Source organism: Caballeronia sp. dw_19 (assembly GCF_018449515.1).
In the GTDB taxonomy this organism is placed as follows: domain Bacteria; phylum Pseudomonadota; class Gammaproteobacteria; order Burkholderiales; family Burkholderiaceae; genus Caballeronia.
In genome coordinates, this window is sequence record NZ_JAAVUQ010000054.1 from 1 (window position 1) to 11,880 (window position 11,880).

An 11,880-nucleotide genomic window follows, 5' to 3' on the forward strand; every position below is an offset into this window, starting at 1 on the left:
ACTTGTCGGTACGCAGCCGCTCTATCGCCTGCGTCGCATTTGCAGCCTTCGCTGGACCGTGACCCAGCATCTGGAGAGTTTCACAAACCGCATCCAAAGAAGCGGCATCATCCTCGATCACGAGGACGCGCAAGGCCTTTATCAGCAGCGGTGCGCCATCGGCTTGCGCCGCGTCGGACCCGTCTGCGGTAGCTGGGATCGTCCCTCCAGGTGTCCCGAGACTGTCGCGCAGTTTATGCGCCAGTTCTTCCCGGCTATAAGGCTTGCTGAGAAGCTCGACGCCCGCGTCCAGTCGCCCTCCGTGGACGATTGCATTTTGCGTGTAGCCGGAAGTGAACAGAACCTTCAGATGAAGTCGTAACTGCGTTGCCTGCCGAGCCATTTCGGGGCTGCGCAGCGCGCCGGGCATGACAACGTCAGTGAACAGCAGGTCGATGTGAACGCCGCTGCGGATCACGGTCAGCGCTTGCCCCGCATCGTCGGCCTTCAGAACGGAATAGCTCAAGGCTGTGAGCATAGCGACGACCGTCGACTGAACCCTGGCATCGTCTTCCACGACCAGGATGGTCTCACGGCCCCCCATCGTCACTGGATGCTCGTGTCTCGCCAGTGGATCGACTGCCGCCTGCGTTGATCTCGGCAGATAGATCCGTACGGTCGTTCCATGTCCCACTTCGCTGTAGATCCCGATGTGTCCGCCGCTCTGTTTGACAAAGCCATAAGCCATGCTCAGACCCAGGCCCTCCCCTCCGGCTTGGTCGTAAAGAACGGACGAAAGCGCGCTCGACAACGGCTGGTGCCATGCCGTTGCCGGTATCGGTCACGCCAAGCATCATGTGCTGGCCCGCCGGAACATCACTGAGGGGGCGTACATAGCGATCATCCAGCATCGCATTGGCCAGTTCAATTGTGAGGCGCCCGCCCGTAGGCATCGCGTCGCGTGCGTTGATCGCCAGGTTCAGCAACACATTTTCCAACTGATGCGTATCGACCAGTGTATTCCACAGGCCGGCAACGACAACCGTCTCTACGTTGGCCGTTTCGCCCAACGCGCGGGCCAGCATGCTGTCGACTCCGCGCACCATCGCTGCCAGGTTGACCACAGTCGGGCGCAGCGCCTGTCGACGACCGAACGCGAGCAGTTGTGACGCTAATTTGGCGCCCTGCTCAACGGCATCGCTTGCATGGGCGAGTCGCTCGCCGCTCCAGACGTCCCGGCAATGCCGGTTCTCCAATAGTTCGAGATTGCCTCGGAGCACCTGCAGCACATTGTTGAAGCCATGCGCGACACCGCCTGTCAGCTTACCAATTGCTTCCATTTTTTGCGCCTGGAACAGCGCTGCCTGCGTTTTCTCCAGTAGCTCATTGGCCTTGCGCCGCTCGGTAATGTCCCGCGTGATTTTCGCAAACCCGACGAGCGTCCCGTCGTCTTCGCGGATGGCATCGATCACCACGTGCGCCCAGAAAGTCGTCCCGTCGCGGCGTACCCGCCAGCCTTCTGCCTCAAAGCGGCCCTCGCGGGCGGCTGTCTCCAGACCGTGCTGCGGTATCCCGGCCGCAGCGTCTTCCGGCAAATAGAAGCGGGAAAAATGTGACCCGATGATTTCCTGCTCGCTATAGCCCTTGATCCGTCGTGCGCCGTTGTTCCAGTTCGTTACATAGCCGCCTGGCGAAAGCATGAAGATGGCGTAATCCGTAACTCCCTGCACCAGCAACCTGAAACGCCGCTCGCTTTCGATCACGGCCTCGTGTGCCCTGCGGTTCTCAGTGACATCGCGCACTATCTGGACCATTCCGCTGAACTCGCCCTGGTGGTCGCGCAGCGCGGTCGTGACGATGCTTGCCCAGAAGGTGCTGCCGTCCATTCGTCGGCGCCATCCGTGCGCGTCGTGGCGTCCTGTTTGGGGACACTATCCATTACTGAATCCGGGGTGCCGTTGCGACGGTCGTTATCGGTGTAGAGAACGGAAAAAGGCGGTCCCACGATTTCCTCGGGCTGGTACCCCTCGATCTGGATACCGCCCTCGTTCCAGCTGGCAATCTTGCCGTCCGTCGTGATCTGAAAAACCGAGTAGTCGAGGGTCGATGCAACCCATTGCCGCGCCCAATCATCGTCGGCGTCGCCCTGTGGCAGTTCGAAGGTCGCGCATGTCATCGGTACCTAAATATCCGTGCCTGTCTTTATCGAGCAGTGCGCCCCGGTACGCCCTTATCGCAAAGCGCAGAATTGCTGCCGCGCTTCGCGGACGATTCTATCCGCGTCAGAAACAGCTGATGATTGGACCAGAACTTGCTTCTTTCGTCGGAACTAATGGGGGGCGAGGATGATTAGAGTATTGCTGGTGGACGATGAACCCGCGATTGTCGAGGCGCTCGAACTCACCCTGATGGAAAACGGACTGGAGGTTCGCACGGCGTCGAATGGCATACGCGCGCTCGAACAGATTGCGCAATGGCGACCTGACGTCGTCCTCTCGGACTGGATGATGCCTTTGATGGACGGCAGTCGCCTCGTGCAGGTACTTAGGAGCACGCCAGAACTGGCCGACATCCCGATTTTCATGACGAGTGCGGTACATCCAGCAATCAACTTGCCCATTGATGAGTTTCTGCAGAAGCCCTTTGCGGTGTCGCGACTTCTGCGGCCTATCCAACGCCATATGCTCCGCCGTGCGGCGGTTCCAGATGCGGTCCGATAAATCGCGACGGCACACCGAGGGAAGGCACACCGAGGATATGAGACAAGTGATTGTGCAGGGAAAGACGAATCTTACAATTCTTCCGTAACGGTTACATCACCGGGTGGTGCTGTGGGCGCCTAGCGCCTGCCCAAGCAAAAAGTCGGCTTCTAGGGAGGAGCGTATGTCAGCGACTACGGAATATACAGACGAACAAAACCGTCTTGCGACACTTGCGGAATACGGCGTCCAATCTGCACTCGCGGACCCCGGTTTTGATCGTCTGGTGCAGCTCGCCGCCAGCATTTTCGGGGTTCCGATTGCTCTTGTGTCACTGGTCGAAGCCGAACGGCAGCTTTTTGCTGCCAGCGTTGGACTGGACGTGTGCGAAACTTCGCGCGACGTCTCGTTCTGCGCGTACGCGATGCAGGGCGAAGATATCATGATAGTTCCGGACGCCCGCACGGATCTGCGCTTCCGAAACAACCCACTGGTGACCGGCTCACCGTTTATCCGTTTCTATGCGGGCGCGCCGCTGCGCACCGCCGGCGGACAGTCGCTGGGCACGCTGTGCATCATTGGCCATCAGCCGCGCGAAAGCTTCAGTGAGCATGACAGACGCAACCTGCGCGATCTTGCCGCGCTCGTACTGGACAAGCTCGAGCTTCGCCGGCTGGAAATGGCACGGCGTGCGAGCCAGTTTCGCTTCGAGAAGATCGCAGGCACCTCGCCCGATGTAATCATCTGCGCTGACTACCAGGGACGTACGACATTCTGGAATCCGGCTGCCGAGAAGCTGCTGGGTTATCGCGCCGACGAGATACTAGGACACAGCATCGATCTTATTGCGCCGGAGGAGTTCACTGCACGCCTCTACCAGTTAGCGGCCGCCGGTGAATCGCTGATAGAGGGGCGCACGGTGGAAATGACGGTGCGTGCCGCCAATGGCACGACTATACCGGTCGAATTGTCAGGCTCCATGTGGCGCGAAGGCGGCCGGCCGAGTTTCGGCGCCATCCTACGCGACATCACGGAGCGGCGTCAAAACGAAGATCGATTATTCCGCCTGGCTCACGTCGATCCGCTCACGGAATTGCCCAACCGCACAATGCTGCGCGAGCGCGTAGAGCAGGCGCTCAGCGATGAGATGTCAGCCTGCATGATGATGGTGGATCTCGATGGGTTCAAGGACGTCAACGATAGCCTCGGCCATTCGGGCGGCGACGCCGTCCTGGTCAATGTCGCCCGTCGACTGCAGGCTTGCGCGCGAGCCGGCGATACGGTTGCTCGGATGGGCGGCGATGAATTTGCGATCCTGCTGCCGGGACTTCCCGACGCAAGCTCGGCCGGACGCATCGCCGACAGCGTGATCGCCGCGGTGTCACAGCTCCTGACAATCGACGGGCAGCCCGTGAACATCGGTGCGAGCGTTGGCGTCGCGATGTTCCCCGGGGACGGGCTCACGGTGCGGGAGCTGCTCTCCAGCGCCGACCTTGCGCTCTATCAGGCAAAGGGCGAAGGACGGCATTGCCGGCGTTTTTTCAGTGCTGATCTGCGCGAGGCGGCGACGTTGAAGCGCGCCTATCAGGGCGAACTCGCCAGGGCTTTCCGCGAGCAGGAGTTCGAACTGTACTACCAGCCGCAGGTAAGGCTGAGCGATGGCGCGCTCGTGGGAGCCGAGGCATTGCTAAGGTGGAATCATCCGGAAAAGGGCCTGCTCGGACCCGGCGCATTTCTTCCTGCGATCGAAGCGGGCCTGCTGGCGCCCCAGATCGGCGACTGGATCATCCGCACCGCCTGTCATCAGGCGGCGTTATGGCGCGGCTCGCCAGCACCCGATTTCCGCATGGGCATTAACCTGTTTGGCGCACAATTTCGCGCGGGCGACCTCGCGGACAAGGTCGTGGAAGCGCTGGATGAGTTCAACCTTCCGCCGACGGCGCTCGAACTGGAGATCACGGAGAACATCATCCTGCGCCACGACGAGCACATGCTCCGACCACTGCGGGAATTGCACGAACTCGGCGTGGGTATTGCCTTTGACGACTATGGCACTGGCTACGCGTCCCTCAGCATGCTCAAACGCTATCCGCTGTCGCGGTTGAAGATTGACCAGACGTTCGTAAGAGCCATGCTGGAGTCACCTCCAGACGCCGCCATCGTTCGGGCGATCCTGTATCTGGGACACAGCTTCGGTCTTGAGGTCATCGCCGAGGGCGTGGAAACGGAGGAGCAGGCGACGCGATTGCGTAAAAAGGGATGCGCGACGGCACAGGGCTTCCTGTTCGGCAGACCGATGCCCGCAGATGACTTTACCCGGCAGTTTGTACTGGGCGATTCGCTGGCCAGCGCGTCCGGTCAATAGCTAACACGCCGATGCCTGTTCCAGACATTGGCCATAGGAGCACACTTTGCAGACTCTTTTCTGCAAGCGTGTCAAGGTTCCGAGCTGGACTGTCGTTTGAAGCGCTTAACGCGGCGATGGGGGCGAAATGTTATCTCTTCCTACCAGCTCACGAAGGAATGCTCGCGCCCCCGCCTCCTGTTCATTGACTGAGGCCGAAAACAAGACCGCACCGATGCAAAATAGGCTTTGGATGCTGCACCGTGGTCGATGATGAATTGGGAAGAAGCGCTGAATGTCGGACGCGAAAGGGAGGTACCACGAGTTTTCGGCTTGCGAACACATATTTGTCGTTGCTTGCTTCTTAGCCGGTATTTTCCGTCCGTTGGAGCAGAGCGGCGTTGCTTAGTCAATAAATATCGTCAATGGACTTGTACCTATAGCAAACCGATCGGCAATGACAAACTGACGAAAAAAGCACCTCATGGCTGGAAAATCCCGAAAGCGCAAACCCGCGCCCTCGCGTAAGACACCTCCGATGACCCGCGAGATGCTGCTCCCCACAGCAGCGGCCGCCGCTCGAACCGTCTCCCTGCAAAACCACCTGGCGCTCGTCGCCTTGCGGCAAGGACAAGGCAATATCGATCTCGCGGGCGAGTTGCTGAAGACCGTCTACCTGACCCACTTGTTGCGCGATCCTGAAAACGCCCACGCAACATTGGAGAACGTCATCGCAGCGGAGCAAGGTCTCAAAGGGAGCATCCTGGACGCCGCAATAACCGGTAAGTGGATCCTGAGCGAAATCGACTGTCAGGCAATCCAGACGGTATTAGAGTTATACGACGCGCAACTCGCAGCGGTTCCGGTTCATAGGATCGTCGCAGCGAAAGCGCGACTGTCGCGCATACTTGAAGGGGGAGATTTCCCAAACCTTGCCGAGACGTTTCGCGCAGACAATTGACCAGGCTCATTAATAACCGACGCATCGGCGCGTGGAGATCTTCAACGTTTGCCCATTGAGCCTTATTCAGCAATTTCCAAAGTATGCCCACGTCTAGTGTTGGCGAGAGAAATTACGGCAACGATTTATCGCCCGCCAAACCGGAATATTCAGCGTTCATCGTCAGGTCCAGGTTCGTGGCCTGACTCCAGTGGAACCACGCAACCACGCGCCCCATCTTCAACCGCGACGTCGGCGGCGGCATAAGGAGTAACATGTGCCAAACGATCAGCGACGCCGTCATGGAAAGTAAAGAGAGCCATAAAATTGTAGCGGCTCTAGCGCGCCGCGCCAAAGAGGGTGCAAATTCATCGCACATCGCCGACGCGATAGCTTCGACGTGGCTGGAAATCGACCATGCCCTGACCCCGATCCTTGGTCAGCAGGGCGTTGCAGCGCTGTACAAGCGCAGTCTGCATCTCACCGGTTCAACCTATTCGTGGCTCGTGCATGCGCTTGAAAATGTGCACCCGGGCACCGATCTGGACGCCCTGAAAATTGTGCTCTCCCAGCAAAGCGGCGCAGACGCCGCCGCCGCCGGCGGCGCTTTCCTACAGACGTTCTACGAATTGCTGGCTAGCCTCATCGGATCCTCCCTTACCGAACGACTGCTTCGTTCCGTGTGGGCCCACTGTTTAACCGGCCCATCCGCGCAGGACACCTCGTCATGACCAGCAAAGTAATCATCAACCGCTTGTCCACTGGCGTGCCCGGCATGGATGAAGTGCTCGGCGGCGGACTGCCGGAATTCTCGTTCAACCTTATCGCGGGGCAACCCGGCTGCGGCAAGACAACGCTTGCCCATCAGATCATGTTTGCGCTAGCGACGCCGGAGCGTCCAGCGCTTTATTTGACGGTACTCGGCGAGCCACCGCTAAAGATGCTGCGCTATCAGCAGCAGTTCGATTTCTTTGACAGCGAGTTGATTAACCGCTCGATTCGCTTTGTCAACCTGGCAGAAGAGACGCTCGCGGGTGATCTCGACCAAGTACTCCGCCGCATCGCTGAAGAAGTCCAAACACATAGCCCTTCACTCGTTTTCGTGGACTCGTTTCGCTCCGTCGTGTTGGCAAGCAAGACCTCGGGAGACCCGCACAACGGTCTGCAGCAATTCATGCAGCAACTCGCGATGCTGATGACGAGTTGGCAGGCCACGACCTTCCTGATCGGCGAATACTTTACCGAAACCGATGCCAATCCGGTATTCACGGTGGCGGATGGACTGATCTGGCTGCGCCAGAGCGTGCAGCGCAATTCTATGGTCCGCAAGATGGAAATTATGAAGATGCGAGGACAGCCGACGCTGCCAGGACTCCACTCGTTTCGCATCAGCGACGCGGGGATTGAGGTGTTCGCCCCGGCAGGCGTTGCGACTCCCATGGATTCAGACACGAGCGCGAATCCTCTTGGTTCTCGTCTGCTGATGGGCGTGCCACGGCTAGATGAAATGCTTGGCGGCGGCCTGCCACGTGGATATTCGATGCTCGTCGCTGGCCCTTCGGGATCGGGCAAGAGCATCCTGGCTGCATCATTCCTCGCGGAGGGCGCGCGATCTGGTGAGACCGGCGTCATTGCCGCTTTCGAACAGCGCCGTGGCCGCTCTCGCAATCGCATACTGGCCGAGCTGATTGATAGCGGTCGCGTTGGTCTCGTCGATACTCGAGCGCCCGATCTCTCGATCGATGAGATCGTCGGGTTGCTGCTTAGGGAGATCCGCCGCCTCAACGCGAGCCGGGTTGTCATCGATTCGCTCTCCGGTTTCGAGCTCGCGCTGGCCCCAACTTTTCGGGATGATTTTCGCGAATCGTTGGCACGTCTGGTCACCGCTCTATCGGGAGCGGGTGTCACCGTGCTGATGACTTCCGAGCTCGAAGACCGTTACACTGATCTGCGTTTCAGCCCTTATGGCACAGCGTTCCTCACTGACTCCATCATCGTGCAGCGTTATATCGAGGTTGAAAGCCGGCTGCGGCGCGTCATCGCGGTGGTGAAGTTACGGGCAAGTGCCCATTCCGATGAGTTGCGCGAGTTCAGCATCGACGATGACGGCATCCGCATCGGTCACATGCTGCCCAACCAGGAAGGTTTGCTTGGCGGCAGACCGACGAGAAAGCATCCCGCCGATTCACCTCATTCGGAGGTCGATGCGAACAATGAATGACATGCCCTATTCCAATCCATCACCATGAATGCCTCTGACCTGGAAAGGCAGTTGTTCAACGCGACGCGTGAACTTGCTCATGTACGCTCGCAGGTGGTAGACGCGCGCGCAGATCTGGGTCGTCTGCAGCAGGACATGGTTGAAGCACAAGGCCGACTTAACGGCGTACCGCCGTCTCAGCTTCTTGAGGCTAACGAGCAGTTGGTCATCGCAGCGCTGCGCACTCAGACTGACGCTGAGACAACCGCTCGCAAGCTGCGTGACATGTCCCGACAGGCTGAGCTCGACGTCTTAACAGAACTCCCTAACCGCGTGCTCCTGCTCAATCGATTTGCGCGGGCCGCCGCCCACGCGAGGCGCCATTGCTATCAGTTAGGGTTGCTGTTTATCGATCTAAACGATTTCAAGCATATCAACGACACGCTCGGCCATGCCGTGGGCGATCGCGTACTCAAGCTGGTTGCACGCCGCCTCGCATCGTCCGTGCGGGACGTGGACACGGTGAGCCGCTATGGCGGTGACGAATTTATGATCCTGCTGACCGAGGTATCGCGCGCAGACATGACTTTGGTTGCCGGCAAATTGCTCACCGAACTCGGGATTCCTTGCCGCGTCGGCGAACACGTCCTTTGCCTGACGGCGAGCATTGGCATCAGTGTCTATCCTGACGACGGGGAAGACGCGGATACGCTCATTGATCGAGCGGATGCTGCCATGTATCGCGCAAAGCGGCACGGATTGCGCAGCTTCGCCTTTCATGATTGTGACCCTGTCGGCGAGCAAAGCCCTGAACTTCCGTTGCTCGAATCAGACAAGCATGCTTTGGATGACGACACATTGGTACACGCTGAGCATGAGCACAGGTACGGTCAACTGCGAGAAGCCAATGAGCGGTTAGTACTCGCCGCACTTACCGCTCAAGAGCTGCAAGCCGCCGCGGAAGATGCGCAACGGCGGCAGACTGAGTTTCTAGCCGTGATAGCGCACGAATTACGCAGCCCCCTCTCACCTATACGCACCGCGGCGGAAATGTTGGGACATCTTCGTTCGGACGAGCCACTGCTGGCGAGGGTGCAAGCCATCATTGAACGCCAGGTAGCGCATATGTCTCGGTTGGTCGGTGACCTGCTCGATGTATCACGTGTCAATACCGGCAAGTTGCGATTAGAACACGGGTTAGTTGATATAAAGGTGGTGATTGCTGCAGCAGCCGATGCATGCGGACCCGCGATAGAGACTCGCCGACAGCATTTCGATGTCCAGATGCCTTCATGCGCGCTGGACATCGACGGTGACTCTGTGCGTCTTACGCAAGTCTTCACCAACCTGCTCGATAACGCTTCCAAGTACACGCCGAACGGAGGACGGATCGAGCTATCAGTATCGGTGGTCGATGACGCGATTGTGGCGACGGTGTCTGACAATGGAATAGGGATCACAGCCGAGGCGCTGCCCAAGGTCTTCGAGCCATTCGTGCAGGACACACAGGCCATCGGTTTCAACGGTGTCGGCCTGGGTATCGGGCTCACGGTAGTGCGCGAACTGGTCGAAGCGCATAGCGGCAAAGTTGTGGCAAGCAGCGTTGGCAGTGGATGCGGCAGCCAGTTTATTGTGATGCTTCCAAAAGCTGCGTCTGCGATCACTGATCAAAAATGAGTGTGGTCGAAGAACCGTGCTTCTCGGATCGATTGCGCGGGTCCTGTGTAGTCCAAACTAATCCGTTCGCAAGTTCATAGTAGTTCATGTTCGATAAATTCCTGAGCGGCCATGCTGAAAATGCAATGTCTTGGATATCGCTCGCGCACCCAGGGACCGGCAGCCCTGGTTGTCCTTCCCACGCCTCACCTCTTTCCAAGCGTACCCTTCGCCCGGCGGGAAACTTCTTCGCGAAAATCGAGCCGGGCCGCTAAGTCCATGCCATTCGCTTTGGTCGGGGGCCGGGGCCAGATCGAAACCCCGAATCCTTTAAAAATCTTTCGGCGACCGACAATTTCCACATACCTCGCGTTCGGTTACCCGGCTGACCGGAATCGCGGTTCTGTAGCGAACACCTCAGCGCGAACCGGTCAGTCCCAATTCCCGCTGCAAGCGCGGTCGCCATCTCATTTGCCAGGACTGAGCGCGTTCACAGCGTCGCTGTCTATGGCGCGTTTTTCTTGACGGTTTCTTTTGCGTCACCGTGGTGCGTTTGAGCTTCGCCGGCGCCTTGTTGAACGTCACCTTTTACCTCTTGGGCCTTATCGCCTGTGACTTTGCCGATGACTTCATTGACCTTGCCCTTGACCTTCTCGACCGTTCCGTCAACCTGATCTTTGTTCATGGTGAATCTCCATAAGCGGCCGCTAATTCGACCGCATAACAAGAGCGCAAGAAGCAGACCCAATCAGTTATTAAGGCGCGCTTGAGCATGCCCTGTACTCCCGTTCGTCGGCCCCCCCCGTCCCAGACCGCTTGGGGAGCCGGCCGCCGCTAGTCTCTGGCGTGTCGTCCTCACCAACGACTTCGCACCGAAGCGATCCCTTGATCGGTCGAATGTCCAACACAGATAGCCCTTGTCGGCGCCACGCAGCGTCAGTTTCTTCACGCTCCGGCGCTTCGTCCATCAGTTGCGCTTGCCCGGTGCGATCGTCAGCGCAACCGCCGCAGGCCTAAAGGCTGTCAGCGCCTTGTTCGACGCGTCAATCGCGTCGCAGGTCCGGTAGCTACGTTTCAAGCAAGTACCGAGTTGCCGAGCAATGTCGAGCAACGCCTGATCGATGATTTTTGAAACCGCTCGTTGATCTGGATTACCGTCTCCAGGCACTGTATGCACCCGGGATTTCCACGCTGTACGTTAGCAGGGGTCGCGAGACGAAAACCAAGTCAGTACAGCGTCAATAATCCCGGGTTCCGAAGCCGTCTGAAAAAGAGACATGCTAGCGCTTTCATCAACGAGAGCGATCGTTAAGAAATTACATGCCTGGCGATACGGGGTTTGGTCAACGGGCGTCCACCTTCGATGCTGAGAATCCTTCACGCTATCGGTATTCGCCGAACGCGACGCCTCTTTTCATGCCGTTCTATTGGTCATAGACCAGCGGAGATTTTACGCCCGCACCCGGTCAGAGACGAATCACTGAGCCTCGAACTCCTTGATCCGGTACCAGTATTCGTCTGCATGGCCTTCCGGGCTTCCCTCTTGCTGCCATAGCACGTAGGCCCGCTCGCGCAGATGTTCGTCCAGTACGCGTTGCCAATGTTCCTCAGCGTGGCCCGACGGACGACCGTCTTTTTCCCAAAGGAAATAGGCACGCTCACGAACTTTCTGTCCCAACCCGGTTTTCGTTTCTGAATCGCGATCCAGATCGTCGCCGTAAGTAGCCATTTGGCCGCTTCGTGCGACGTGGATTCTCGCCTTGAGTCCGCCAAGTTCAGTGTCGGGAACCAATCGCCCGCTGGCGGCCGCCTCCAGTGCCTTCCTCAAATACTCAGCGTCGTCCGCTACATTCCCCAACTCCCCAAGCGTGACCGGGTAGGTGTGAATGACAGAACCGCTGCTGTCCAATACGTCAACCAAGCGCTCAGCCATCTTCGAATCTCCAACGTCTTTGTCAAACGGCCATGCGCTGGAACAGCGCTTACCGGCAACTATTCATGGGCCGCTATTTACCGCCGCAACCGAATTAAATTAACACGGTTTTCAACCAATCCAAAACCG

Annotated in this window: 13 protein-coding genes; 6 read left to right on the forward strand and 7 right to left on the reverse strand. The window is 58.4% G+C overall.

Annotated features, from left to right (window positions below):
- The 3 genes from HB376_RS41515 to HB376_RS41525 form a co-directional block, all read right to left on the reverse strand.
- The coding region (locus HB376_RS41515; RefSeq protein ID WP_255631804.1) for a response regulator at positions 1-583 on the reverse strand (583 nt) is incomplete at its 3' end.
- Complete coding sequence (locus tag HB376_RS41520) at positions 570-1,865, reverse strand: PAS domain S-box protein (RefSeq protein ID WP_255631796.1); 1,296 nt, start codon at positions 1,863-1,865, stop codon at positions 570-572. The genes HB376_RS41520 and HB376_RS41515, both read right to left, overlap by 14 nt.
- Positions 1,781-2,155 carry a PAS domain-containing protein gene (locus tag HB376_RS41525; RefSeq protein ID WP_255631797.1) on the reverse strand — a complete coding sequence of 125 codons (375 nt, stop codon included), beginning with the start codon at positions 2,153-2,155 and terminating at the stop codon, positions 1,781-1,783. Before HB376_RS41525 ends, HB376_RS41520 begins: the two co-directional genes overlap by 85 nt.
- Before the next feature lie 187 nt (positions 2,156-2,342).
- Between HB376_RS41525 and HB376_RS37185 the strand changes: the two genes are divergently transcribed.
- The 3 genes from HB376_RS37185 (at position 2,343) to HB376_RS37195 (ending at position 5,983) form a co-directional block, all read left to right on the forward strand.
- Positions 2,343-2,699 carry a response regulator gene (locus tag HB376_RS37185; protein ID WP_213768685.1) on the forward strand — a complete coding sequence of 119 codons (357 nt, stop codon included), beginning with the start codon at positions 2,343-2,345 and terminating at the stop codon, positions 2,697-2,699.
- A gap of 163 nt (positions 2,700-2,862) precedes the next feature.
- Positions 2,863-5,043, forward strand: coding sequence for an EAL domain-containing protein (locus HB376_RS37190; protein WP_213768686.1), 2,181 nt, complete (start codon positions 2,863-2,865; stop codon positions 5,041-5,043).
- A gap of 517 nt (positions 5,044-5,560) precedes the next feature.
- Positions 5,561-5,983: a hypothetical protein gene (locus HB376_RS37195; protein ID WP_213768687.1), complete on the forward strand. Its 423-nt coding sequence runs from the start codon at positions 5,561-5,563 to the stop codon at positions 5,981-5,983.
- Between the two features lie 112 nt (positions 5,984-6,095).
- On the opposite strand, the gene HB376_RS37200 is transcribed toward HB376_RS37195, so the two are convergent.
- The gene (locus HB376_RS37200; protein ID WP_213768688.1) at positions 6,096-6,239 is read right to left on the reverse strand and encodes a hypothetical protein; all 144 of its coding nucleotides are present in this window, start codon (positions 6,237-6,239) and stop codon (positions 6,096-6,098) included.
- On the opposite strand from HB376_RS37200, the gene HB376_RS37205 reads away from it, so the two are divergent.
- From HB376_RS37205 to HB376_RS37215, 3 genes are read left to right on the forward strand one after another with little or no spacing between them, the layout of a single operon-like run.
- Positions 6,238-6,693, forward strand: a complete 456-nt coding sequence (locus HB376_RS37205) for a hypothetical protein (RefSeq protein ID WP_213768689.1) — start codon at positions 6,238-6,240, stop codon at positions 6,691-6,693. The genes HB376_RS37200 and HB376_RS37205 overlap by 2 nt on opposite strands.
- Positions 6,690-8,183: an ATPase domain-containing protein gene (locus HB376_RS37210; RefSeq protein ID WP_213768690.1), complete on the forward strand. Its 1,494-nt coding sequence runs from the start codon at positions 6,690-6,692 to the stop codon at positions 8,181-8,183. Before HB376_RS37205 ends, HB376_RS37210 begins: the two co-directional genes overlap by 4 nt.
- 24 nt (positions 8,184-8,207) lie before the next feature.
- Entirely contained in the window at positions 8,208-9,839 is a 1,632-nt protein-coding gene (locus HB376_RS37215) for a diguanylate cyclase (protein WP_213768691.1), read from the forward strand.
- 484 nt (positions 9,840-10,323) lie between these two features.
- Here the strand turns inward: HB376_RS37215 and HB376_RS37220 are convergent, their stop codons facing one another.
- The 3 genes from HB376_RS37220 to HB376_RS37230 form a co-directional block, all read right to left on the reverse strand.
- Positions 10,324-10,503 (reverse strand): CsbD family protein, encoded by a 180-nt coding sequence (locus HB376_RS37220; protein WP_213768692.1) that lies wholly within the window; start codon positions 10,501-10,503, stop codon positions 10,324-10,326.
- A 282-nt stretch (positions 10,504-10,785) separates the two neighbouring features.
- Positions 10,786-10,995, reverse strand: coding sequence for a hypothetical protein (locus tag HB376_RS37225; RefSeq protein WP_213768693.1), 210 nt, complete (start codon positions 10,993-10,995; stop codon positions 10,786-10,788).
- A gap of 300 nt (positions 10,996-11,295) precedes the next feature.
- Positions 11,296-11,751 carry a DUF2934 domain-containing protein gene (locus HB376_RS37230; protein WP_213768694.1) on the reverse strand — a complete coding sequence of 152 codons (456 nt, stop codon included), beginning with the start codon at positions 11,749-11,751 and terminating at the stop codon, positions 11,296-11,298.
- Between the last annotated feature and the right edge of the window lie 129 nt (positions 11,752-11,880).